20 protein-coding genes and 2 pseudogenes are annotated in these 23380 nt (G+C 54.7%); 6 read left to right on the forward strand and 16 right to left on the reverse strand.

Annotation, left to right across the window (positions count from 1 at the left end; translation table 11 throughout):
* Nucleotides 1–195 precede the first annotated feature (195 nt).
* From LJU29_RS26155 to LJU29_RS26170, 4 genes are all read right to left on the reverse strand, one after another.
* Nucleotides 196–1358 (reverse strand): IS3 family transposase gene (locus LJU29_RS26155; RefSeq protein WP_122320854.1). Its coding sequence is split into 2 segments (ribosomal slippage): nucleotides 196–1103 and nucleotides 1103–1358, totalling 1164 coding nucleotides; the frame shifts between segments, so codons are not numbered across the junction.
* Between the two features lie 471 nt (nucleotides 1359–1829).
* Nucleotides 1830–2315: a hypothetical protein gene (locus LJU29_RS26160; protein WP_005758216.1), complete on the reverse strand. Its 486-nt coding sequence runs from the start codon at nucleotides 2313–2315 to the stop codon at nucleotides 1830–1832.
* Between the two features lie 130 nt (nucleotides 2316–2445).
* Nucleotides 2446–3417 carry a hypothetical protein gene (locus tag LJU29_RS26165; protein WP_257111393.1) on the reverse strand — a complete coding sequence of 324 codons (972 nt, stop codon included), beginning with the start codon at nucleotides 3415–3417 and terminating at the stop codon, nucleotides 2446–2448.
* A complete protein-coding gene (locus tag LJU29_RS26170) occupies nucleotides 3390–4100 on the reverse strand; it encodes a hypothetical protein (RefSeq protein WP_257111394.1) in 711 nt (236 codons plus the stop codon). The genes LJU29_RS26165 and LJU29_RS26170 overlap by 28 nt, the downstream gene beginning before the upstream one ends.
* 157 nt (nucleotides 4101–4257) lie before the next feature.
* On the opposite strand from LJU29_RS26170, the gene LJU29_RS26175 reads away from it, so the two are divergent.
* Entirely contained in the window at nucleotides 4258–4470 is a 213-nt protein-coding gene (locus tag LJU29_RS26175) for a hypothetical protein (RefSeq protein ID WP_005737208.1), read from the forward strand.
* A gap of 149 nt (nucleotides 4471–4619) precedes the next feature.
* Nucleotides 4620–5033: pseudogene (locus tag LJU29_RS26180) on the forward strand (site-specific integrase); the annotation flags it as partial.
* A 9-nt stretch (nucleotides 5034–5042) separates the two neighbouring features.
* Here LJU29_RS26180 and LJU29_RS26185 read toward each other — a convergent pair.
* Nucleotides 5043–6205 (reverse strand): IS3 family transposase gene (locus LJU29_RS26185; protein ID WP_122320854.1). Its coding sequence is split into 2 segments (ribosomal slippage): nucleotides 5043–5950 and nucleotides 5950–6205, totalling 1164 coding nucleotides; the frame shifts between segments, so codons are not numbered across the junction.
* Between the two features lie 159 nt (nucleotides 6206–6364).
* On the opposite strand from LJU29_RS26185, the gene LJU29_RS26190 reads away from it, so the two are divergent.
* Entirely contained in the window at nucleotides 6365–7345 is a 981-nt protein-coding gene (locus LJU29_RS26190; RefSeq protein ID WP_054078085.1) for an IS5-like element ISPsy2 family transposase, read from the forward strand.
* A 135-nt stretch (nucleotides 7346–7480) separates the two neighbouring features.
* Here the strand turns inward: LJU29_RS26190 and LJU29_RS26195 are convergent, their stop codons facing one another.
* A complete protein-coding gene (locus LJU29_RS26195) occupies nucleotides 7481–7633 on the reverse strand; it encodes an acyl carrier protein (protein WP_257111395.1) in 153 nt (50 codons plus the stop codon).
* A 197-nt stretch (nucleotides 7634–7830) separates the two neighbouring features.
* Here LJU29_RS26195 and LJU29_RS26200 point away from each other — a divergent pair, with 197 nt between their 5' ends.
* Nucleotides 7831–8313, forward strand: coding sequence for a hypothetical protein (locus tag LJU29_RS26200; RefSeq protein WP_057423942.1), 483 nt, complete (start codon nucleotides 7831–7833; stop codon nucleotides 8311–8313).
* Entirely contained in the window at nucleotides 8306–10750 is a 2445-nt protein-coding gene (locus LJU29_RS26205; protein ID WP_257111396.1) for a PEP-utilizing enzyme, read from the forward strand. The genes LJU29_RS26200 and LJU29_RS26205 overlap by 8 nt, the downstream gene beginning before the upstream one ends.
* A gap of 82 nt (nucleotides 10751–10832) precedes the next feature.
* Here LJU29_RS26205 and LJU29_RS26210 read toward each other — a convergent pair whose 3' ends face one another.
* On the reverse strand, nucleotides 10833–11261 hold the full coding sequence (locus LJU29_RS26210) for a DUF2628 domain-containing protein (RefSeq protein ID WP_257111397.1): 429 nt from the start codon (nucleotides 11259–11261) through the stop codon (nucleotides 10833–10835).
* 354 nt (nucleotides 11262–11615) lie between these two features.
* Between LJU29_RS26210 and LJU29_RS26215 the strand changes: the two genes are divergently transcribed.
* Nucleotides 11616–12596: an IS5-like element ISPsy2 family transposase gene (locus LJU29_RS26215; protein WP_054078085.1), complete on the forward strand. Its 981-nt coding sequence runs from the start codon at nucleotides 11616–11618 to the stop codon at nucleotides 12594–12596.
* A 241-nt stretch (nucleotides 12597–12837) separates the two neighbouring features.
* Here the strand turns inward: LJU29_RS26215 and LJU29_RS26220 are convergent, their stop codons facing one another.
* The 9 genes and pseudogenes from LJU29_RS26220 to LJU29_RS26260 all read right to left on the reverse strand — a co-directional run bounded on the left by LJU29_RS26220 (nucleotide 12838) and on the right by LJU29_RS26260 (nucleotide 23369).
* Entirely contained in the window at nucleotides 12838–13389 is a 552-nt protein-coding gene (locus tag LJU29_RS26220) for a hypothetical protein (protein ID WP_257111398.1), read from the reverse strand.
* A gap of 63 nt (nucleotides 13390–13452) precedes the next feature.
* Complete coding sequence (locus LJU29_RS26225) at nucleotides 13453–14163, reverse strand: hypothetical protein (RefSeq protein WP_257111399.1); 711 nt, start codon at nucleotides 14161–14163, stop codon at nucleotides 13453–13455.
* Between the two features lie 82 nt (nucleotides 14164–14245).
* Nucleotides 14246–15229 (reverse strand): hypothetical protein, encoded by a 984-nt coding sequence (locus tag LJU29_RS26230; RefSeq protein WP_257111400.1) that lies wholly within the window; start codon nucleotides 15227–15229, stop codon nucleotides 14246–14248.
* 162 nt (nucleotides 15230–15391) lie between these two features.
* Nucleotides 15392–15742, reverse strand: a complete 351-nt coding sequence (locus LJU29_RS26235; protein ID WP_257111401.1) for a hypothetical protein — start codon at nucleotides 15740–15742, stop codon at nucleotides 15392–15394.
* 11 nt (nucleotides 15743–15753) lie between these two features.
* Nucleotides 15754–17163: pseudogene (locus LJU29_RS26240) on the reverse strand (RHS repeat domain-containing protein); the annotation flags it as partial.
* Between the two features lie 255 nt (nucleotides 17164–17418).
* A complete protein-coding gene (locus LJU29_RS26245) occupies nucleotides 17419–18051 on the reverse strand; it encodes an SMI1/KNR4 family protein (protein ID WP_257111402.1) in 633 nt (210 codons plus the stop codon).
* Nucleotides 18051–22280 carry an RHS repeat-associated core domain-containing protein gene (locus LJU29_RS26250; RefSeq protein ID WP_257111403.1) on the reverse strand — a complete coding sequence of 1410 codons (4230 nt, stop codon included), beginning with the start codon at nucleotides 22278–22280 and terminating at the stop codon, nucleotides 18051–18053. Before LJU29_RS26250 ends, LJU29_RS26245 begins: the two co-directional genes overlap by 1 nt.
* 5 nt (nucleotides 22281–22285) lie before the next feature.
* Complete coding sequence (locus tag LJU29_RS26255) at nucleotides 22286–22753, reverse strand: DcrB-related protein (RefSeq protein WP_257111404.1); 468 nt, start codon at nucleotides 22751–22753, stop codon at nucleotides 22286–22288.
* 34 nt (nucleotides 22754–22787) lie between these two features.
* Nucleotides 22788–23369 carry a DcrB-related protein gene (locus LJU29_RS26260; protein WP_003420357.1) on the reverse strand — a complete coding sequence of 194 codons (582 nt, stop codon included), beginning with the start codon at nucleotides 23367–23369 and terminating at the stop codon, nucleotides 22788–22790.
* Between the last annotated feature and the right edge of the window lie 11 nt (nucleotides 23370–23380).

Raw genomic sequence — 23380 nt, forward strand, 5'->3', positions numbered from 1 at the left:
TTGCTTGTCTGTTCATTTCGTCCCACCTCTGTGCTGGCTTAGCTGAGTGCCTTTCGCCGATGCGCTTAGGTCGATCGGGCGCATAGGTGCGTGACAAGGGCGCGATGCGAGGCCGCAGATAAGGGAGCGAAGCGAGTCTGAACGGGGGAGTGTCGCGGGCGCAGCCGAACCCTTGTCAGGTGCCGCGTGTAGTGGTCAACTGATCCCGGACACGACGTTAAGGTTTTTCTCGTACTGAGCGGGCGCCATTCCATCATTGAACTGGTGTGGCCGAATCCAGTTGTAACGATGCATCAGGTAATGACTGATATCCCGCTGAGCCTCTTGGACCGTCATGTAGCCCACGGTCGGTATCCACTCAGTTTTCAAGCTGCGGAACACACGCTCCATCGGCGAGTTGTCGTAGCAATTACCCCGGCGGCTCATGCTCTGGCGTATGCGGTATCGCCAAAGCCGCTGGCGAAACTGTCGGCTCCCGTATTGGACGCCCTGGTCGGAATGAAACAGCAGGCCCTGAGGCTTGCCGCGTTGCTCATAAGCCATGTCCAGCGCCTTGATCACCAAGTCCGTATCCGGTTTGTTCGAAAACGCCCAGCCCACCACCCGACGCGCGTAAAGATCCATAACCACCGCCAGGTAATGCCATTTTCCTTGCGCCCAGATGTAGGTGATGTCGCCACACCAGACCTGATTGGGCGCGGGTACATCGAACTCCCGATTCAAAATGTTCGGAATGTCAGGCCGCTCCACTGTTGCTTTTTTATAAGCATGCGAGCCTGGTTGCTTGCTGATTAATCCCAGCTCCCGCATCAAGCTACGCACCTTGAACCGACCGATTTGCTCGCCATCCGCCTGCATCATCGACACGATACTGCGGCTGCCGGCAGCGCCTCGACTTTGCCCGAACAGCTCATTGACTCGGCTAAGTAAACGAACCCGCTCGGCGTCTGGAGACCGACGCCGCAGGCAATGGTTGTAGTAGCACGAGCGAGGTACCTCGAACACTTCGCACAGCAATTCGATTGGCTCATGGACACTGAGCTGATCAATCAGCGCATGCGCTCGTGCTCTTCCGACATCAAGAGCGCGGTGGCCTTTTTTAAAATGGATTTCTCCCGCTCAAGACGGGCGATCCGGGCTTCGAGCTCCTGGATTTTTTGCTGCTCGGGCGTGAGGGCTTTGCTCTGTGGAGTGACACCGTTGCGCTCTTGTTGAAGCTGGTTGACCCAGCGACGCAGCGCAGATTCGACCACCCCAAGCGAGCGGGAGGCTTCGATATGGCTATAGCCTTGATCGAGCACGAGGCCTGCGGCCTCGCGTTTGAATTCAACGGAAAAGGTACGGCGTTGTTTGGTCATCAGACACCTCTATCTGGCGATATTCTCGCCTAAATGAGTGTCCGGAACCATTAGACCACTACAGCATACTCATTCAGAGCATTCAGACAGCCCCTAAATTGTCTATGTGAATCAGAGTGCGTATGCCAAAGAAAAAGAAGTGCCCCCCCCGGACTTGCTGGACGTCACACTTGAAACTATGGCCCACAACTTTTTTACTGCGTGGAGTTTATTACATCAACAACTGTGCTTACGGCCAGCACCGAGGGTGCAAGTATCCATAAGAAATTGCAGAAGCATACCGGCACAGTTAGCGTTGCCTGTCCACTTACAAACAGGCGACCAAACGTACAGAGCTTAAGGCACGCAAAATCTTGCAGCAAAGCAAATAAAACACTATTAACAAATATGATGTATTTTCAGCTTAAAATTGCTTAGCTATCACACAGGCCGTACGCAAACTAGAATGAAGTCACGCACGGCCTGACGCTGTTACCAGTTCCTGTAAGGGCTCAGGGTCGACATTCGAATAGATCCGCTTGGGTTTATCGTTGCGGCATAACGTTCTGGAGACTCAGGCATGTCAGCATGAATATCCATTGCATGCTGCAGTGCTTCGCGCATGTCATCCCAATCACTTATAGCACTTCGCATTTGACTAACATTTTCATGCGGCCGCATTCCCGGGTTTACTCTTGACTCTCCTGTCATATATCTATGCTGCATATCCGCCATATGAAACGTATTCTGCGTTCGGGTATAAAGAGCGTTGTATCGACTCCTAAGGCTTGCAGGTGCATCGTTACTGATAAAGGCATGCTGCTCTCTAGTTAACCCGGCAGCATCTGCCAAAGCGTGCCTGACGTCGAGCAGCTGACCTGATGACACATTATTATCGTCATTCGAGTTGTTACTGGCCCGATCTGGGGAGTTTACCTGATGGGCCATGCTGGATCCGCCGACACATATATTTCCCATTTGTGCATACCTCTTCAATTCAGTAGTTATAACGACCGCTGAGTGGTCATCGGGAGCAGATCGGTTCCACACCGATGGTAGATAAATGTGAAGCCCCAAAAAAATATTGCGAGCACCCCGGAGCTCAACATCAAAGCGTTACTAGCTTGAGTTTCGCTGATAGGACCGCCACATTGCCTGCAGCCGCCGTAAACGCCGCTGCGTTGCCAGGCACCGGGGTCGGGCCATGGGTGTGCGCAGCGAGCTGGGTATTCATATCCTGAATCAAATCGAGCAAGTCACACACCACCTGAAAGATGTTCACGCCGCCCGACCCAACCCAAGTTTTAGGGGCCTGCAAACGCTGGCTCTCGCTGGTGATGCTCTCACGCAAGCCCTGAATACGCTCGTGCATGTCGCCACCCACTGTGGCGTTGTGCTTCTGGCCGACCACCAGGTTCAGATCTCGCCCGGTCGCCTGGTGCAGGTCGTCCACTGCAGCCAGGCTCGCGGATCCGCCCGACAGCAACTTGAGCGCGCCCAGAGCCTCGATCCTCTTCACCCCACCCACTGACTCGGTCGAATGGTCGTCCACCGTTCTGGTGTGGTTCTGGAAGCTTTCGGTATTCGTCATGGCGTCGACCTCGCGCTCGATCGCCTGGTCCTGGATCTTGCCGTCGGTCTTACGCAGCCAGTTGCCGTCCGCGTCGACTCGCTGTTGCACGGCGTCACTGTGCTGCCACACCTGGTCGCCCTTGGGCACCTTCGGCAACGTCAGACCGTGCGGCAGGATAGTCTGAATATAGGGCTTGTGCGGCAGGCCATAAGCGAAGCACACCACCACGCTGGTGCCCTCCTCCGGAAAAGCAAAGAATCCCATCTCATCGCCACCCACCGGCATGGGCAGCGGCACGCTGGCCAGCACCGGCAACGTCGTGTCGATCTCGCCATCTGGCCCCATCACCTGCAGGTCGACCGAGAAGCGCGGGCGGAAGTCGTCACGCAGCCCGGCGCTGGCTGGCGCGTCCGCCACCGCCACGACCTTGGCGAAGCGCGGCAAGTGATAGCCACCAGTGAGTTCAGGGAATTGTCGCTCTACGCTGCGCTTGATTGCGTCGTCCATTTGATAGCCATCTGTGTGCCGGCCAGCGTCACGTTCGTGATCCGCTCGCCCTGGTTGATTGATACGCCTGGTCGCAAGCCTGGCAAGGCCGCGATCATTGCGCTCTGGCTGCCCTGGTAGCCGTCGAAAAGGTTAACCGGCAACTGCAACTGCGACCGAGCGCCGAAGAAACTGTCAGCCCAAGCACCGACGTAGATCTCGCCGTCGCTCTGTTGCTGCCAGATAAAATCCTTGATACCAAACACCCGAGCCATGCTGTCCAGCGCCTGGTAACCAGCGGCCAGGTTGTAGAAAAACGGCGTCTTTACGCGTGTGTAGGCCTGACCAGGAACCCGAAAGCGCAGCCCGGTTTTGCCGCCGATATCGGCCAGTACCGTGCGCAAATCTACATGGCGCAGGTTCATTGGCAACGGGTTGGCCAGCACTGCGGCTAACTCGCGGCAAAGCACCACCTGCTCGATGCCATTGGTGGCGGTGCAGCGTTCGACATAGCCAATGAAATGACGCTGCAGGACCGCTTCGTTGTAGCCGATATCGAACGTGACCAAACCTTTGACTGTAACGCCGGCCTTGATTGTGAACGTAGCGCGGCCCGGACTCTTGAGGTCCAGGCGGACATCGTCGTTGACCAGCGGCATGACCGTGCCGCCGATCGACAGCACCTTATGCAGTTTCATGCTCATGACGCGCCATCCAGGTAGGTGAGCGCCAACGACATGCGCGTTCTGGCCAGCATTCTCGCCATCCCCTCCCCCAGTAATTGAGCCGTCAGGTTCTGGCTTTGAGCATCAGGGCGGGACGTTACACTGCCCTGATTGCTGCTTGAGATAGAGAGCAATCATGAACTCCCAAACAAGCAATGTTCTCACCTTTGAGGACCTGCAGCGCATCACCGGCTACCAACGCCGCTCCGACGTCGAACGCTCGCTGATCACTCAGGGGATCCGCATGTTCCGGGGGCGCACTGGTCCGTGGACGACGCTGGATCTTATCCACCACGCTGCGGGCATCGAGTCTGTAACCTCAGAGAGCTATGACACCAATATCCTATGAGGAAAGCGCGTAAGCGGAAGCACAATCCGCACATCCCCCAACACATAGACTAGGCCGCTCTTCCAGCGGCCATCTATTTTGATCATCGCAATGCCGGCGTCTGGTACACGCTGCATTACGACGAAACCGGCAAACAGCGCCGGCGCAATGTGGCACCCGCTGACGTGAGCCTGGCCGAGTTGCACCAGATCATGGAGCAAACCTCGGGGGTCGATAAAGGCACATTGCGTTAGGTCTGCGCACAGTTTCACCTGAGCGATCGTTACAAGAAGCTCAGCCTCAAGACTCACAGCGATTACTGCTATTCGCGGGACGTCCTGCTGGGTATCCCTACCCGGCTGGGAAAGCCGTTGGGGGATCTACTGGTGAAGAAATTCACGGCAGCATTGATCCAGCGGATTGTCGATCGCCTGGCCGACGAAGGCACACCGTCCAAAGCGGCGCATGTCCTGCGCTACCTGCGCCGGGTACTGCAGTGGGGCCGCAACCGGGGCTACCTCGACAGCAATCCCGCGCAAGGCATCGAAGCGCCTGTAGAGCGCAAGCGCCGACGTTTGCCGGAACTGTAGTGGTCAACTGATCCCGGACACGACGTTAAGGTTTTTCTCGTACTGAGCGGGCGCCATTCCATCATTGAACTGGTGTGGCCGAATCCAGTTGTAACGATGCATCAGGTAATGACTGATATCCCGCTGAGCCTCTTGGACCGTCATGTAGCCCACGGTCGGTATCCACTCAGTTTTCAAGCTGCGGAACACACGCTCCATCGGCGAGTTGTCGTAGCAATTACCCCGGCGGCTCATGCTCTGGCGTATGCGGTATCGCCAAAGCCGCTGGCGAAACTGTCGGCTCCCGTATTGGACGCCCTGGTCGGAATGAAACAGCAGGCCCTGAGGCTTGCCGCGTTGCTCATAAGCCATGTCCAGCGCCTTGATCACCAAGTCCGTATCCGGTTTGTTCGAAAACGCCCAGCCCACCACCCGACGCGCGTAAAGATCCATAACCACCGCCAGGTAATGCCATTTTCCTTGCGCCCAGATGTAGGTGATGTCGCCACACCAGACCTGATTGGGCGCGGGTACATCGAACTCCCGATTCAAAATGTTCGGAATGTCAGGCCGCTCCACTGTTGCTTTTTTATAAGCATGCGAGCCTGGTTGCTTGCTGATTAATCCCAGCTCCCGCATCAAGCTACGCACCTTGAACCGACCGATTTGCTCGCCATCCGCCTGCATCATCGACACGATACTGCGGCTGCCGGCAGCGCCTCGACTTTGCCCGAACAGCTCATTGACTCGGCTAAGTAAACGAACCCGCTCGGCGTCTGGAGACCGACGCCGCAGGCAATGGTTGTAGTAGCACGAGCGAGGTACCTCGAACACTTCGCACAGCAATTCGATTGGCTCATGGACACTGAGCTGATCAATCAGCGCATGCGCTCGTGCTCTTCCGACATCAAGAGCGCGGTGGCCTTTTTTAAAATGGATTTCTCCCGCTCAAGACGGGCGATCCGGGCTTCGAGCTCCTGGATTTTTTGCTGCTCGGGCGTGAGGGCTTTGCTCTGTGGAGTGACACCGTTGCGCTCTTGTTGAAGCTGGTTGACCCAGCGACGCAGCGCAGATTCGACCACCCCAAGCGAGCGGGAGGCTTCGATATGGCTATAGCCTTGATCGAGCACGAGGCCTGCGGCCTCGCGTTTGAATTCAACGGAAAAGGTACGGCGTTGTTTGGTCATCAGACACCTCTATCTGGCGATATTCTCGCCTAAATGAGTGTCCGGAACCATTAGACCACTACAGTATCATTCAACGGACGCTGAGTAGTTAGGGAAACTCTGAAAAAGACTTCCTAATTTGGCAAAATCTCCGGACACCAGTCGCCGAGCTTTTCGATGATGAAACAGATGACCTTCGCCGACGCCGAGTATGCCGGCAAGCGCAAGCAGACCCGTAAGGAATTGTTCCTGATCGAGATGGATCAGGTGGTGCCCTGGAAAGGTTTGATTGCCCTGATTGAGCCCTATTATCCAAAAGGAGAAGGTGGCCGGCCCGCCTACCCACTGATGGCGATGCTGCGTGTTCATCTGATGCAGAACTGGTTCGGCTACAGCGATCCGGCGATGGAAGAAGCGCTGTATGAGACGACCATCCTGCGTCAGTTTTCAGGCCTGAGCCTGGAGCGAATTCCAGACGAAACCACCATTCTCAACTTCCGTCGTCTGCTGGAAAAGCACGAGTTGGCGACCGGGATTCTCGGCGTAATTAATGGTTATCTGGGCGACCGTGGCTTGTCGTTGCGTCAAGGCACCATCGTCGATGCCACGCTGATTCACGCGCCCAGTTCGACCAAGAACAAGGATGGCAAACGCGATCCTGAGATGCATCAAACCAAGAAAGGTAACCAGTACTATTTCGGCGCCAAGGCTCATATCGGCGCCGACGACGAGTCAGGCCTGGTGCACAGCGTAGTAGTAACAGCGGCCAATGTGGCAGACGTCACGCAGGTTGCCAAACTGCTGCACGGCGAGGAAAACGTAGTCTGCGCCGACGCAGGTTACACCGGGGTCGAGAAGCGCGAAGAACACGCTGGGCGCAAGGTCATTTGGCAGATTGCCGCCCGCCGCAGCACTTACAAAAAGCATGGAAAACGCAGTATTTTGTACAAGGCGATCCGCAAAATCGAGAAGGCCAAGGCCCAGGTTCGCGCCAAGGTCGAGCATCCGTTTCGGGTCATCAAACGCCAGTTTGGCTATGAAAAAGTGCGCTTTCGGGGCTTGGCCAAGAACACCGCGCAGATGGTGACGTTGTTCGCCCTGTCAAACCTGTGGATGGCCCGCCGACATTTGTTGGCGAGCGCAGGAGAGGTGCGCGTGTAATGCAGGAAATGGTTACCGCAAAAGGCTTTGCAGCGGCCGAAAGAGCTAAAAAGCGAAGATAATTGAGCAAATTTCGACATGCATCGTTTTTTGAAAAGTGCTGAGGACTCGGTAGCCGGAAAACATCCGGCTACTTCAGACCTTCCCTAGAGCCATAATGAATTCGATAGCATCTAAACTACTCCCGTTGAAATCCTCGGCTATATTAGATGTCGGTTTTATGTCTGCCGTTTCTATGTCGAACTGCGCGAGAAGCACTTGTTTCACAAGTTCCATTGTATCGTCCATGATCACCATCTCCTTACCTACGGTTTTTGACCATTCATTGAATGGATAAACTAGGTCGCAGCGGAAAAGCTGTCTACTGACAAAAATAACAACTGCTCAACGCTGCTGGACCTGAGCAAGGCCGAGCCACGCTCGTATTAAGCCCACCTGGAAATCGCTACACTCGCCACCTCACAAGGACGAACCAAGGACCTGCAATGCCGCTCCCTTCTACCACGCTGCGCCGCACGCTGGTGATCTGGCTGTATGCCGTCGCAGTCGCGCACGTGCTGGGCAGTATCGTGTTCACCTGGGCAGGTTTTTCCGGCTTGCTCGATGGCTACCTGACTACGCTTGAGCAGGCCTTCTGGACCGACGCCGTTCCTGCCGCTGCGCGTGCGCAACAGGTCTGGTGGATGGCGCTGTTTGGCGCCACCTTGCAAACCTATTCCGTATACATGCTGGCGCTTGTGCATTTGGGCAATCGTCTGAAAAGCGCCATGCCTTGGGGCTGGCTGATTGCAGGCCTGCTGCTTTGGGCACCTCAGGACATAGCGATTTCCGTGCGCGGGGGTGTCTGGTCGTATGTGTGGCTTGATCTGTCGGCGCTGCTGGCATTGCTGCCGCCGTTGCTTTGGCTGTATCGCCATGATCGCCGTACTTCTGCTGCCAGCGCGTTGAAGGAGCCCCGTCATGTCTGACTTGCCCCTTCTGTACCTGCTGGCGGGCAACGGCAGCAGTGCCGAATGGTGGGATGATGTGCTGCCGCATTTTCAGCAGCATCAGGTCGTGCCGCTGGAACTGCCAGGCTTCGGCAACAATCCTCAGCCTCCGTGCGAAGACCTCGCCGCCTACGCCGATGCGCTATTGGCAGCGACGGTCAGGCGCAGTGCCATCGTCGCCGTGGGCGTTAATGCCTTGCTGGTCATGCATGCCTTGCAGCGCCAGCCCGGACACTTCTGCAGAAGCGTGCTGCTGGCACCGGTGGGAGCTTTTCTGTGGCAGCGGCGCTTGCCTGCGCTGATGTCGCCGCTGCCCATTCGCAAGACCATTCACTGGCTGCTGGCCAACAAGCCCAGGCTGTTTGCTCACAAGTTCTCCAGGCAAGCCTGGCCTGCGGCGCACTACCAGCGTATGGGGGCCGGTTACGCCCGCTGCCGCGCCTTTGTACCGTATTGGGGCCTGTTGCGCGCCGACACTGCGCTGCCGCTGCTGGAATGGGTGCAAGACCCGATAGAGCTGGTCTGGGGCGATCAGGACGAGGTGTTGGGTATCGAGCAGGCGGCAGCGTGGTCGGCCATTCTGGCGCGTGCCGACCTGAGCATCAGTCTGAAACCGGGCTGGGGTCACTACCCGTGGATCGACGCGCCGGCCGAATTTGCGCAGTGGCTGGAGTCGGGCGAGCGCGGCTTCGTCGCACACACCAAAGGTGGCCGCCTGCGTCTGGCAACCATCGCCGGGCAACCGGTGCCCGCAGCACTGTCGTTGGTGCAGGGCGATGACTCGGCCTTGCCCGCGTTTCTGGCCAGCCAGCCGGAGGCTATCTGGGCGGTGCGCTCGTCCAGCTTCGGCGAGGATCAGGCCGATGCGGCCAACGCTGGCCTGAGCACCACTTTCCTTCGCGAGCCCACCCAAAACGTACCTGCACGTATCGCAGAACTGCACGGCGCTGGCGTCGAAGAAGTCGTGGTGCAGCGGTTCATCACGCCGGTGCTTTCCGGCATCGCGTTTGCGCGTCACCTGTCGGTCGAGCTGGAGTGGGTCGAAGGGCATCTGGAGTCGCTGGCCGACGGTCAGGCAAGCCCGGAGCGAGCGATCATTTCCCGCCTCGGCGATGCCTGGAGCAGCTGCAGCTTCACACCATCCCACGGTTTGACACAAGAAATGCTCTGGGACTTCCTGCAAGGCGTGCTGCGCGTTTTCCATTACGTGCCGGGCGATGTCGAGTGGGCGTGGGATGGCCGCCAGCTTTGGCTGTTGCAGTACCGCCCGATCAGTGATTACGGCTGGCGCCGACACCTGACCGCCGCCAATATTGCGGAGATCCTGCCGCCGCAGCCCAGCAGGCTGGTCGAGTACGCACAACGCCGCGCCGCAGGCAGCATCCCGGCGATCATGGCGCGTTGGGATTCTCGCGTGTTGCAGGACAATGAGCCGTTCACCGCACTGTTTGGCGCAGCGTCCTACATCAACAATGACCTGTTTCTCGCACGTCTTGCTGATTGGGGCGTCGCGTCCAGCAGTTACGCCGATGAAGTCGGCGGTGCAGCACCGCATCTGCCTTGGCGACCTCTGCGTTTGCTGCGCTCGTTGCCGGTATTCCTGCGCATGCAGCGTATCGCGCGCGGCCACCTGCTGACCCTGGAAAAGCAACTGCACCGCTTCGACCGAGAGCTGCACGCCCTCACGACCCAAGCTGCTGACGGCCAGCAATTGGCTGACTGGTTCACGCGTTTCTACGTGTTCGTCGTACAAGGCAACCTGTGCATAGCCACCTCGCTGGCCAGCAGCGGCGGTGACCTGCTGGGACGTCCGCCAACCGCTTACGACGACCTTGAGCACTGCCCGCATCGGCTACCCTGGGAAACCGACCCCGCTACGCCACGCCCGGCACAGACCGACCTGCCGTTACAGGCGTTTCCGACCTGGCCGGGTATCATTCGCGTCGCTCACCGCGCAGGCCTGCCGGGCATGCGCGGCTACTACCTGCAAGTGCGCGAGTGGTATCGCGACAATCTGATGCGCCTGTTCTTCCGCCTGCACCACGCCATGCCCAGCGCCGACAGGGCACACTGGTTTGCGCCTCATCCAGACATTCGCAGCCGCGCAGGCAGTTTCTGGCAGGACGGTAGAGAGGGCACCGAGCAGGCTACTGGCTTCATGATCTATCCGGGGCAGGTTCAAGGCATTCTGGGCGACGACATCCTGCTGGAAGACACCCTCGACCCCGGACGCCACGCGCACTACCAGAACGCACGCGCCGTGATCGCGCGCATGGGCGGGCGTCTTTCCCACGGGTCTACGTTGCTGCGCGAACTGCGCAAGCCTTCGGCGGTGCTGCCGAATGTTGATATGGCGTGGCTGGGGAAGGAGGTGCGGTATAGGGATGGGGAATTGCTGCTGGTCGAGGGGCAGTGATAAAGCCTGAGGGTGACTTTATCCACAGCGAACCCGCACGCTCATTGAGAGGTGCGGGTGTTCAGCCGTTTACATCTGCAGATCAGAGGCGCATGCCTTTGAACGGGTTCCAGCCTTGTTCGCCTTTTACTTCCTTGAGGTAGTAGGAATAGTTGGCCGTCAGGGCGTACATCAGAGAAAACACGACGTTCAAGCCTGTCCCCAATGCAGCCGGAACCTCCATTCCGAGGATCCCGAATAGCAGACCTATAACGATATTGACCGCGATGATGATGCCGATCAGTGCCAGGTTTTTCTTCCACAGCCCCAGCACGAAGAAATAAATCGGGCCGAAGAAAAACGCGATGATATTGGCGCAGACAAGCAGCTTCTTCTTGAAGTCAGGCAGCGCGTTGACCGCAGGCTTGAAGCGCGGATCGTTTGGCGCACCGTAAGTCTCGAAAAAATTGAAGCGTTCCTGCCACTTCGCACTGTACTTGCCAGTGCTTTGAGTCTGATCTGCTGTGCTCATGGTTCTACTCCTGATGTTCCATTGGGATGACGTTTTCTTCCGAGAAATCCTGTGTTCCAAGTTTCTTGTTTTTATGACTGCGCGGGCGATTGTATGAACTTTACAGGTAGGTTACTACGCTGTTGCAGTTCTATTTCCGAAGGCCTGCATGTGCAAGGTATAGCGAAAGGCTTACACGCGGTGGAGGGGTTTGGCCATTTCCGACCTGGTCCGTCCTCCGTAAGATTGGATCCATCAAGTGGTGAACAGGAGTTCACCAGGATCAAGGATGATCGACCATCGCCTAGGGAAACTCTGAAAAAGACTTCCTAATTTGGCAAAATCTCCGGACACCAGTCGCCGAGCTTTTCGATGATGAAACAGATGACCTTCGCCGACGCCGAGTATGCCGGCAAGCGCAAGCAGACCCGTAAGGAATTGTTCCTGATCGAGATGGATCAGGTGGTGCCCTGGAAAGGTTTGATTGCCCTGATTGAGCCCTATTATCCAAAAGGAGAAGGTGGCCGGCCCGCCTACCCACTGATGGCGATGCTGCGTGTTCATCTGATGCAGAACTGGTTCGGCTACAGCGATCCGGCGATGGAAGAAGCGCTGTATGAGACGACCATCCTGCGTCAGTTTTCAGGCCTGAGCCTGGAGCGAATTCCAGACGAAACCACCATTCTCAACTTCCGTCGTCTGCTGGAAAAGCACGAGTTGGCGACCGGGATTCTCGGCGTAATTAATGGTTATCTGGGCGACCGTGGCTTGTCGTTGCGTCAAGGCACCATCGTCGATGCCACGCTGATTCACGCGCCCAGTTCGACCAAGAACAAGGATGGCAAACGCGATCCTGAGATGCATCAAACCAAGAAAGGTAACCAGTACTATTTCGGCGCCAAGGCTCACATCGGCGCCGACGACGAGTCAGGCCTGGTGCACAGCGTGGTAGTAACAGCGGCCAATGTGGCAGACGTCACGCAGGTTGCCAAACTGCTGCACGGCGAGGAAAACGTAGTCTGCGCCGACGCAGGTTACACCGGGGTCGAGAAGCGCGAAGAACACGCTGGGCGCAAGGTCATTTGGCAGATTGCCGCCCGCCGCAGCACTTACAAAAAGCACGGAAAACGCAGTATTTTGTACAAGGCGATCCGCAAAATCGAGAAGGCCAAGGCCCAGGTTCGCGCCAAGGTCGAGCATCCGTTTCGGGTCATCAAACGCCAGTTTGGCTATGAAAAAGTGCGCTTTCGGGGCTTGGCCAAGAACACCGCGCAGATGGTGACGTTGTTCGCCCTGTCAAACCTGTGGATGGCCCGTCGACATTTGTTGGCGAGCGCAGGAGAGGTGCGCGTGTAATGCAGGAAATGGTTACCGCAAAAGGCTTTGCAGCGGCCGAAAGAGCTAAAAAGCGAAGATAATTGAGCAAATTTCGACATGCATCGTTTTTTGAAAAGTGCTGAGGACTCGGTAGCCGGAAAACATCCGGCTACTTCAGACCTTCCCTAGGAGGCAGCCGACAGGGAGTCGGGATGGTCTTGGAAAAACCCGCTTCGGCGGGTTTTTTGTTGGGCGCGAGAAAGTCCTAGTTGAGCCTGGGCTATTTGCGCAGTGCCTTTCTCTTGCGCAGGCTTTCACGATGCACCTCGAGATCCCTTCGCCGCCGCATCTCCTGACGCGTCTCCTTGCGTTCGGATCGAATAATCCTCCATTGCATTCGCAGCTCCCGGCCGCGCTCGCTGTTGAGCGATAAAAGGCCCAGCAACGGGAAAAGCAGCCCCAGCATGTAAAGCATCAATTCAAAACGCCGCCAGTGCGCAGGGGCAGTGGGTAACACCGCGAAAAAGCAGCTCACCAGAATGGCCGCCAATATCCACATTCCACAGGCATGCCCGCGACTCATCATGATGCCGCCGAAACTCAAAACCAGTGACACGCCCATCATGAGCATCATCGACTGGCCTGTTCTCTCCGGCTCATTTGGAAAGTACGCATCGACCACCGTGCCTGCGGTAATGGCGAGGGAAAATATGCCCATGAAGATCGGAGTCAGAAAGGACAGCAGATAACGAGAGCGGAAAGCGGCAACGTGGCTGCGGTAAATCACCATTGGCTCCGGCGAGGCCCGCTTGCTGCGAGATTGTTTACCCATTTTTCTTCCTTGGTTGGGTTCGGCGGTTAGTTGTCTTCTTCGCTGATGGTCTGATACCTGGCTTCATTTGCTGAGCGATATTACCCATTTCAAAAACCTACCCAACCACCAGCGACTGCGTGCTTCACGAAGCTGTTCGATGTACTCGAACGTGTAAGACCGATTGTGCTTCTTTTCCAGCGTCAGAATTTTTTTCAGTATTCGGATGGCGTCCCTGTTCCAGTAAAGAAGGTAAAGATTGCTCAGTGCTATCCAGATACTGACCATAATGATCAGTTCTATATGCCACACGATCATTGCAGCGACTCCGGCCACAATGACGCCTCCGCTCAGTAAGTTTCCGTTTCTCGTGCTGACATAACCGTGCACCATATATACCTTGTTATCTCTGGTCTCAAAAGACAGCTGACCTGATCTCGATTTTGTGAAGTAAATAAATAAAAATGAAACGAGCATCAGTAAGGCCGGAATCATCGCCCACGATAAAGCATCTGTCGTTGAAGCGCCGTATTCAGATTTTGCTATAAGATAAATAACGCTTGTATTCATGAGTAGAAATGAAGAGAAAAGGCCTGTGAAAGAATGAACTGCGATTGCAGTGAAGCTTTCGCTCAGGTAAATCAAATATATTGTTCGCATGAGCAGGGTAAAGAGACCGAGGCATACCAGCCAGAAAAAATCCGATTTAAACGTCGACATTGTGCCAAATAAGGCAATCAGGAAGAAAGACCCGTAAAGTCCCTTTTTTATTGCGTGGGGTTGTGGTTCGATCATATGATTAACTCGGATTTTCAAGGCGGAAGGTTTATTGTGCCGGCTGAGGTATAATCAAAATTACTAGCTTGAGATGAAAAAGTCATGCTTCAACTATGTCACCACGCTGTTTGGTATCTTCAAGAAATATAGACATCCATGTATCCATTATTTCGAAAAAAGCCATACCTGATTCAGGCTCCAGTGGCTGCTCATGCCACCATATCAAGCCGTTGTCATTAGCTGCATTAATTGTATCTACAGCAAGATAGTCACCGCTGCCATTTGAAAACACTGCCAACCATTTTGCTGCGAAATCAGTGTCGTGTTCGTCTATTAAGTCAGAGACAAATACACAATCCTCTATTTTTTGTGGCCCCATCGATTGAGCAGGGTAAAAAGTGAAGCCGTTATGAATAGTGTAATAAAAATCCGCTATTCGCCCTCCAAAGATCAACGCATTGTCAGACCTGCTCAACGGCGCGCCTCCTATGTAATAGTAGAGGCCATTATTGTCATGAAATATATATAACAGCTCTATGGATAGGCCGACCAGAATAGCGGTGCCAAGCAAGCACTTGTCCAGTAATGACGTTACCCACGGTAACTCATCAGAAAATGTTTGCCAAGCAAGAGGAAATGAGGGCGTTATTGATGAAGCGATTCCAAAATTTTGCCACTCACTACGAATCTCCAGGCCAGGCGGCAGTTGAACAGATGAGAAGTAAATATCTCTTCCTGCGAACGCTGCCTTCGTTGCTTCAATGATTGCAGTGGCGTTTATCACCCAGTATCCCTCTTGGATTTGACTACTACGTTGTCGCTCGAACTCTTCACCCGCAACATCAAGAATACTATTGACGAGATCAGCAGTCACCTCACATTTTTCAAGGTGTTTGTAGCTCGTATAGTGTTCGCCATAAGGTATTTCATAAAATTTTGCTGGCACTTGTTCTTCATGAATTATTTTTAACACACCACGTACGAGTTTTGACGTTTTTTGAAGGTCCCCGTCGAAGAGCTCAATTTCTAGAACAGGATGACCGCAGTCGCAAAAGCTTTTAATGGTCTGCACAGGCAGTGACAAGTGTTAGCAGCCTCTCTTTCGACTTGATTTTTAAAGAGCTTTAATTTATATCTAAAAATTGCACTTTAAGAAGTTAATCTACTAACTAAAAGCTCTACTTTGATATCTTCAAAATAAAAATCAGTTGGATCTTTTAGTATTTTTCAGTTTACAGCTCGCGAACTATTCGTAAACCCCGGCATCTTGTGCTTTTCCAATAAAAATATCAGCAAGACTACCTTGAATCTCTTTGCCGTCGCAAAGAAGCAAAAAGTCTCCATCTAAATCATCGGAAAAATGTACGCCATCCAAAGTTCCTAAAATCACAGATGCACTATCAAACATCACCACTTTAAAAAAATTTATTACTTGAGATCTTTCAGTTTCATCCAGCAATGCTAGAGCGTTTCTAGCTCTAGCAAAGGAGTCTTTGCCATCATCGATAGGCTGGCTTAAAATCTCCTTATAACGGTTGAAATTCTCCTCGAACAGCTCCTCATATATAGCACGCACAAAATTTTCATCTAAAGACATAAGGACTCCGGCTAACGCATTCCTGGATACATAGATTTATTGAGTTGAATGAGTTCTTGTAGCTTTGTATTAGGCACTTCTGGGTAAACTCGTCTGAGTTCTTTAATGTCACGCGCCAAAACATCTCTTGCGCTCGTGAATGGTAGCCTTGTTGTAGGGTTTATTTTGCTGCGAGAGACTACTCCAAGGTTACCTTTTAAACTAGTGTGTCCGACTTTCGGCACCAGCATTGCTGGCCCAGTTGCAGGATCATAACCTTCGACCAAATCCTTCATCAAGTCTTTCTGACCCACATGATGAGAATCCAAGCCGAGTTTTTTGCCTTTCACAGCGCTTTTATTTGCTTTATGTGAACTGACTGTCCATTTATCACACGCTAGCCCTAGAGCATCAATCCAAGATTGCGTGTTTGGAGCACATTGGTAAAGATTCTCCCCACCCAACAACCCAATCGGATCCTGCGTAGTAAACCGCCCAATCTCCGGGTCATAATACCGAAACGTGTTGTAATGCAGCCCCGTCTCGACATCAAAATACTGCCCCTGAAACCGCAGGTTCTGCTCAACCTCGTTCACCACCAGCTTTTCCACCGCGCCCCACGCCCGGTATTTGGCCTGCCAGACGATCTGCCCTTCGGCGTCGGTCATTTCCAGCGGTGTGCCGATCTGGTCGGTGTGGAAATAGTAAACCTTGTTCTCTACCTCGCCTTCTTTTTCATCCACGCGCGCCAGCGGCGCATAGCTGCCGGGTTCGTAGAGGTACAAGCTGCTCTGGCCGGGACTTTCTTCGCGCAGCATGCGCAAGCCTTGCCAGAGGAAGCGCTTGTGGTCGGTGTGGCCTTTGATCTCGGACTGTTTGGCGACTCTTCGGCCTAGGCTGTCGTACTGGTAACTGCTGGTGCTTTCCACCTGCGTGTCGGCCATGGTCTCGGTTTTGACCAGGCGGTTTTCGCAGTCGTAGGTGAAGGTCTGCCAGCGCACGATGCCGACGACTTTTTCGATCAGGTTGCCCCAGGCGTCGTATTTGTATTCGTGGTTCGCCCATTGTCTGAGGCGGTTGTCTTTGACGTGGTCGAAGCGGCTGGTGTTGAAGTTGAGGCGGTTGGCGGCGGCGTCGTAGCGGAACTCTTCGCCGTCGACCACTCGGCCGGTGTTGCGCGCCAGCAACTGGCCGTTGGCTTCGTATTCGTACTGGGTTTCGCCGCGCAGTTTGTCGAGGGTACGGCTCAGTTCGCCGGCCGGGTCGTATTCATAGCGGCAGTGGACCGGGTTGTAGGCGTGTTCGACATAGCGTTCTGGTTTTATGAGCGGGTTCTGAATCTGCGACAGCTTTTCGGCGGGCAGGGTGGTTGCATACTGCCAGGCCTTGCGGCCCATGCTGTCGTAGCCGAAGCAGCTCGTGAGTTTGCCTTGGGGGCGATAGCCCCAATACTCATGTCTCTGATCAGTTGGTGTTTAGGATTAAACTGTCTTATTAAAGCCACTGCCAAGCTACGATTAAAAATAAAACGATATCTTTAAGAAGGAATAAATCTAAGTTTTTAAAGATCGCTAGCATTACTTATTCAAAACAAGGTGAGCTAGTCGGTATTTATGTAATTTTTACTTTTATGGATTAAGTGTGAAAAATCAATAAAAATTTATTTTGAGTCCGCGTGTTAGTGCTAGCTTTTGAAATCAGGGTTTTGATGAGAATCTAACAAATTTCCTGTGTAAGTCTAATGCGAATTTATACTTAATAAGTTTCACATTTTCCGAGATGATCTCTTCTTTTTTTTCTAGTTTTTTAGTTAGCAGTGCTATTGAATAGTCTAAATTAAAATCTTTTTTAATTTTCAGTACGTCAGATGCTGACGGTTTGATCTCTGCGACTGAAACTATGTTGCCACTATCACTATCACTATCACTATCACTATCACTATCACTATCACTATCACTATCTGCATCAGCCATCACGTAGGCAGTTAGCTTTTCAATGGAGTCAAATACTTCAGCGTCATTAATAAAGGGATCTCCAGCCCCTATAAAGTAGAATTTTTCCAAGCCTTTTTTGGGGATTAATATTAATCCGCCTCCAGAGTCATCTCCAATCAAAATGTACTCGGGGAAATTTATATCTATTTCATATGTTTTGTTACGCTCGACAATTTGATCAGTAGGATAAATTACGATTTGATCTTCTAATACCGCCCCATTGCATTCAGACCAAAATGTTCTCAACCAGTTTTTTTCTGAGACTCCTAACTCTTTGCAGACGGATTCTATTTCATTTACGTTGGCAGGGCTGTTCTTTTCAGTGAAGGATATCATTAGTCAAATGCTCCCAAGGAGTCGAAGTATTTATATGATCTGCTCGCAGCTTTCTTTGCTACGCTAGGACTAACTCCAGAGTCTATTAGCTCTTTGTATGCGGTTCCAAACTCTTCCTTAATGGTGCCGTTAAATCCGCCCAATCTGCGTCTGGTTCGTTGAAGTGATGAAACAATAGCGTGTGATTCTCCAGAGGAGCTTTTTAATAAAACTGCTGGCGCTGCGTTACGCTTATATCCTGCTACATTCCTCTTTGCCCACTCATCCTGAATAAAGTGGTGTGACTGAACTGATTTATCACTTGGGATGTTTTTATTACCAGGCGCTCTGTTTACGCCCGGTGATAAATTGCCATGGGTATCGACATCACCTGATTTATAGCCCCCCGGACGATTGCAAGCCCAGCCCCATGGATCAACCCATGCTGTGGGATTTGGAACATATTTGTAAAGGTTATCCCCCCCATCCAACCCAATCGGATCCTGCGTAGTAAACCGCCCAATCTCCGGGTCATAATACCGAAACGTGTTGTAATGCAGCCCCGTCTCGACATCAAAATACTGCCCTTGGAACCGCAGGTTTTGCTCGACCTCGTTCACCACCAGCTTCTCAACCGCACCCCACGCCCGGTACTTCGCCTGCCAGACGATCTGACCTTCGGCATCGGTCATTTCCAGCGGTGTACCGATCTGGTCGGTGTGGAAGTAGTAAACCTTGTTTTCGACTTCGCCTTCTTTCTCGTCCACACGGGCCAGCGGCGCATAGCTGCCGGGCTCGTAAAGGTACAGGCTGCTCTGGCCGGGGCTTTCTTCGCGCAGCATGCGCAGGCCTTGCCAGAGGAAGCGCTTGTGGTCGGTCTGGCCTTTGATTTCGGACTGTTTGGCGACTCTTCGGCCCAGGCTGTCGTATTGGTAGCTGCTGGTGCTTTCGACCTGCGTGCCAGCCATGGTTTCGGTTTTGACCAGGCGGTTTTCGCAGTCGTAGGTGAAGGTTTGCCAGCGCACGATGCCGACGACTTTTTCGATCAGGTTGCCCCAGGCGTCGTATTTGTATTCGTGGTTCGCCCATTGTCTGAGGCGGTTGTCTTTGACGTGATCGAAGCGGCTGGTGTTGAAGTTCAGGCGGTTGGCGGCGGCGTCGTAGCGGAATTCTTCGCCGTCGACCACGCGACCTGTATTGCGCGCCAGCAACTGGCCGTTGGCTTCGTATTCGTACTGGGTTTCGCCGCGCAGTTTGTCGAGGGTGCGGCTCAGTTCTCCGGCCGGGTCGTATTCGTAGCGGCGGTGAATCGGGTTGTAGGCGTGTTCGACGTAGCGCTCTGGTTTTATGAGCGGGTTCTGGATCTGCGACAGTTTCTCTGCAGGCAGGGTGGTTGCGTACTGCCACGCTTTGCGGCCCATGCTGTCGTAGCCGAAGCAACTGGTGAGTTTGCCCTGGGTGCGGTAGACCTCGCGGTGCAGGTCGTCGCGTTCCATGTCGCTGATCAACTGGCCATCGAGGTTAAGCTGATGCAGATGACCGCTGCCGTAGTACAGGTGGTTCAGGTGCTGGCCGGTAGGAAGGGTCAGCGTGGTTAGGTTGCTCAGTGGATCGTAGTCGTAGGCCAGCGCGCCTTGCGGCGTGGTCTCTGTGGTCAGTCGCCCCAGCAGGTCGTAGGCAAATTCCAGTTTCTCGGCGGTGACGCCGAGTTTTCTGCCGGTGTCCGTCGGTTTGCGCTCGATTGACAGCAGTCGGTCGCCGTCGTCATAGGCGTAGTCCTGACGCGCGTCGTCGTTGAGTTTGGCCAGCAAACGGCCTATCGGGTCGCGCTCCAGATGGGTGCTGCGCCGTGGCTGTTCGCCTTTCTCGCCGTAGCCGATTTCCTCAACCTGTGTCAGGTGCCCGCCGAGGTTGTAGCTGAAACGGCGGGTGAGGTTATCGATGCGTTTTTCTTCGATCAGACGGTCTGCGTCGTCGTAGGCAAAGCGGTAGGTCGCATCGTTTTCGTTGGTCAGGCCGACGAGGCGAATGGCTTTGTCGTATTCGTAGGTGATGGTCTGGCCTTTGGCATCCTGTCGCCATTTAGGCAGGCCACGGCCGTTGCGCAGCAGTTGGGTGGTCTGGCCTTTGCCATCGGTGTGGGTCAGGACCTGGCCCAGTTCGTTGTAGGTAAAGGTCTCGCTGGTGCCATCCGGGTGGTTGATGCGCAGCACTTCGCCGTCGGGCTTGCGTTCCAGCGTGGTGGTGTTGTTCAGGGCATCGGTGACGGCCACGAGGTGGTGGCGCTCGTCATAGCGGTAATGCGTGCTTTTGCCCGAGCAGTCCTGAAAGCGCTGCACTTGCGCCAGGTTGTTCCACCACAGGTATTTGGACTTGAGCGTCGGGTCGACGATGGTGTGCGGCAGGCCGTCCTCACCGTTGAGGTATTCGGTCTTGTGGCCCAGCGCATCGATCTCGGCAACGAGGTTGCCTTTGGCATCGTAGTTTGCCTTCCAGGTACTGCCATCGGGGTAATCGACCTGAGTGATCAGCGTCGTCAGGTGGTGGTACTGGTAGCGAATACTGCGGCCTAGCGGATCGGTCTCCTTGAGCAGCCGAGCAAACTCGTCGTACTCGAACGCCAACTGGTTGCCATCGGGCAGGATCAGCCCGGTCATGTTGCCGGTGTCGTCGATCTCGATGACGTAGTGATCGCCACTGTAGTCGCGGCTCGAGGTGACGCGATGGTCCTTGTTGTAATGAATTTCCAGCTCGCGCCCTAGTACGTCGGTGACCCAGGTGGTGCGGGCCTCACGGTCGTAGCGGAAGTGGAAATGCTCACCATCGCTGGTCTGGTGTTCGACGACACGCGGCTGGCCGTCGATGATTTCCCAGCGGTACTCACAGGTCAGGCCCAGTGCGTTGCTGTAGCGGGTCATGACGCCATCGGTGTAACTGAAACGGCGCACTGAATCACCGTTGCGGTTGAACACCTCAGCGAGCTGACCGTTGCTGTCGTAGTGGTATTGAACCAGGGTTTCAACAGCCTCGTTGTCGACGATGCGCTTGACCGAGGTCAGGCGTGTCGTCACCTCGTCGTAGTGCAGGTGAACGCGTATGCCACCGGTGGCAGTGATGTCGGTCAGCGTGCCTTGTTCGGTGCGGGTGAAATGCAAGAACTGGCCGAGTGCGTTTTCGATACGATCCAGCGGGACCGGCTTGTTGTCGCCGGGCACTTCGCCGAAGTAGAAGAAGATGTTATCCAGCGTCTGCAACAGGTAATGACCGCCCTGGGTGCAAACCAGATAGACCTGCTCGTGGGGATTGTAGATGCGCTGGCCCGGCGCTATGTCCACGAACGGGACGGTACGGCCCTGATTGTCCGTGAGGTAGACGAAACTGCCGCGCTTGCGCAGGCTTTGTTCCCACGGCAGCACCCAGCCTTTGCCAAGCACGCTGTCCACATCCAGATTACTGGCGTAGAAGCGCGACCACTCGATGGGCATCAAGCCAGGCAGGCTGAAGTCAATTTCATCGGGGATCAGCTTGCGGCCCGTGGTGGTGTCGACCGGGTTGCCAGTCAGACCACCGATGGCACTGCGCGCCACCGGTTCTACCACATAGCGGCTGGCAACTTCGCCGGCCACGAAACCTGCTGTGAATTTAAGTGCGCAGGGCAACACTGCTTTCATGCCCGCCTGTGCCCCTGCCTTAAGCAGTTGGGCAATACCGCCCGCCGCGCCTGCCACCGCCATCAGCACATCGACGGTGGTGCGCAGCCAGCCTGGAATTTCGTCGTCTACCGGCAGATAGCGATACCTGCCGCCGCCGATGAACACGTTGTTGGAGCCGCCCGAGATGGTCGCGCCGCAGGTGAGTTTGTCGCCCTTGCGCGCCGCGGCCACGCTGTTGATGAAGACGTTGGTCGAGCCTTCGGCGATCCTGATCGGCCCCGGATGCTTTTCGCAGGCACCGATGCTTTTCTCGACATGCGCCGCCTTACGGTTGTTGATGTACACATTGGGCGAGGCCGTGATGATGGTGCCGGAAGGGGAGGAAAACATACTCCCGATTGCCTCTCCTGCGGCGGTGAGCAGGCTACCTCCGACGCCTGCTGCAAGTCCTGCCAGAAGAGCCACGCCGAACCCGCACGTGAAGGTTGCGATCGCCACCGTCGCAATGAGCGCAATACCGAGTACAGCCCCGATCAGGAATCCTCCCAGGGCGCCGGTATGCGATATTTCGTCACCAAACCGCGCGGCCTCGAACATAAGCGTTACTCCTGTTCGCGGGTGTCGGTTGGCGTGGTGTGAGGCACACGAGGCTGGAAACTGGCCAACAAGTTTTCCCAATCCTGGGTCTGCTCGACACTGAAGTCCGTCTGGGACGTGGTCGAGAATACGATCGCGCGCTCAGGCTCGATCAGAAAAGCCGCCTGACGTTGATAGTAAGGACGCCCTTCGGTCATGTAATACGCGTCGATCTGAATACCTTCGAGAGGGGCCACGGTCGATAGCGAAACTGCTTTTCTGTTCAGCAGCGTGTAACCGCGTAGCTTGGACGAAAGCATTTTGACCTGGCGATCAACATAGGTTTTCAGGTGCTCGGAAGGTAGCAGAGTGTCTCTGGAGACCGTAATGCTCAGCGGGGCAGGCAGCGTCGAGCCCATCACGAACATGTTCACTGTGCGGTCCTGAAATCCCTCTGGCAGCTTGATACTGCCTTCGTGCAACTCGTAGTCCATGTGATAAGAATTCCTGAAATCAAAAAAGAAACAATCACTGTGCGGCGAGACCGCCCAGCATGCTATCGAAATCCGCCAGCCAGAGGCTGAGGTCCGGTTTGGTCGGATCGATCAGGCAAGAAATTTCCAACCACTGCAGCACATCCTTTCCGGCAAGGGGAACAAGCGCACCTACCAGACGTGCGTGTTGTTCTGCGCTGCCCTCTTTGAAGTGGAAATCCAGCGCTTTCGCAGTGCAGCCCACCAGGGTGCAGTCCCGCCGACGAATAATACGGAGTTGAGGGTCGCGCTCACGAAAGGTCTGCACCGAGCTTTCGAAAAGTGCTTCCAGTGCCTCACCCTGCATTACGTCTCTGCGTTTGACAGACAACATGAGCGGCTCGCCTTTGTACTCAAGCGTAACCTGGACATCACGAAACAGGGCGCCCTCAGGAAAGGCCAGATTAAAGCCACCAAAATTGAAACTGCTGGGCACGTCCTGCAATGGCGTGATCGGTTCTGGCTCAGGCTCGGGGACAGCTTCAACGACCGGAGCTTCCAGCGCCGCCTTGCGTGCTGCCTCCTCATCCGCAATACGTTTTGCGGAAATACGGTCGTAAAGACTTGTTCGTTCCATGCCCTGCGTTC

The sequence above is a fragment of the Pseudomonas ficuserectae genome, assembly GCF_024584585.1.
In the GTDB taxonomy this organism is placed as follows: domain Bacteria; phylum Pseudomonadota; class Gammaproteobacteria; order Pseudomonadales; family Pseudomonadaceae; genus Aquipseudomonas; species Aquipseudomonas amygdali.

Coding starts and splice junctions, on each gene's coding strand:
- LJU29_RS26175 (WP_005737208.1), top strand. CDS start 4,258: ATGAACTCCCAAACAAGCAATGTTCTCACCTTTGAGGACCTGCAGCGC.
- LJU29_RS26195 (WP_257111395.1), bottom strand. CDS start 7,633: ATGGACGATACAATGGAACTTGTGAAACAAGTGCTTCTCGCGCAGTTC.
- LJU29_RS26165 (WP_257111393.1), bottom strand. CDS start 3,417: ATGGACGACGCAATCAAGCGCAGCGTAGAGCGACAATTCCCTGAACTC.
- LJU29_RS26170 (WP_257111394.1), bottom strand. CDS start 4,100: ATGAGCATGAAACTGCATAAGGTGCTGTCGATCGGCGGCACGGTCATG.
- LJU29_RS26210 (WP_257111397.1), bottom strand. CDS start 11,261: ATGAGCACAGCAGATCAGACTCAAAGCACTGGCAAGTACAGTGCGAAG.
- LJU29_RS26220 (WP_257111398.1), bottom strand. CDS start 13,389: ATGGGTAAACAATCTCGCAGCAAGCGGGCCTCGCCGGAGCCAATGGTG.
- LJU29_RS26215 (WP_054078085.1), top strand. CDS start 11,616: ATGAAACAGATGACCTTCGCCGACGCCGAGTATGCCGGCAAGCGCAAG.
- LJU29_RS26200 (WP_057423942.1), top strand. CDS start 7,831: ATGCCGCTCCCTTCTACCACGCTGCGCCGCACGCTGGTGATCTGGCTG.
- LJU29_RS26250 (WP_257111403.1), bottom strand. CDS start 22,280: ATGTTCGAGGCCGCGCGGTTTGGTGACGAAATATCGCATACCGGCGCC.
- LJU29_RS26245 (WP_257111402.1), bottom strand. CDS start 18,051: ATGATATCCTTCACTGAAAAGAACAGCCCTGCCAACGTAAATGAAATA.
- LJU29_RS26260 (WP_003420357.1), bottom strand. CDS start 23,369: ATGGAACGAACAAGTCTTTACGACCGTATTTCCGCAAAACGTATTGCG.
- LJU29_RS26160 (WP_005758216.1), bottom strand. CDS start 2,315: ATGGGAAATATATGTGTCGGCGGATCCAGCATGGCCCATCAGGTAAAC.
- LJU29_RS26235 (WP_257111401.1), bottom strand. CDS start 15,742: ATGTCTTTAGATGAAAATTTTGTGCGTGCTATATATGAGGAGCTGTTC.
- LJU29_RS26225 (WP_257111399.1), bottom strand. CDS start 14,163: ATGATCGAACCACAACCCCACGCAATAAAAAAGGGACTTTACGGGTCT.
- LJU29_RS26190 (WP_054078085.1), top strand. CDS start 6,365: ATGAAACAGATGACCTTCGCCGACGCCGAGTATGCCGGCAAGCGCAAG.
- LJU29_RS26205 (WP_257111396.1), top strand. CDS start 8,306: ATGTCTGACTTGCCCCTTCTGTACCTGCTGGCGGGCAACGGCAGCAGT.
- LJU29_RS26255 (WP_257111404.1), bottom strand. CDS start 22,753: ATGGACTACGAGTTGCACGAAGGCAGTATCAAGCTGCCAGAGGGATTT.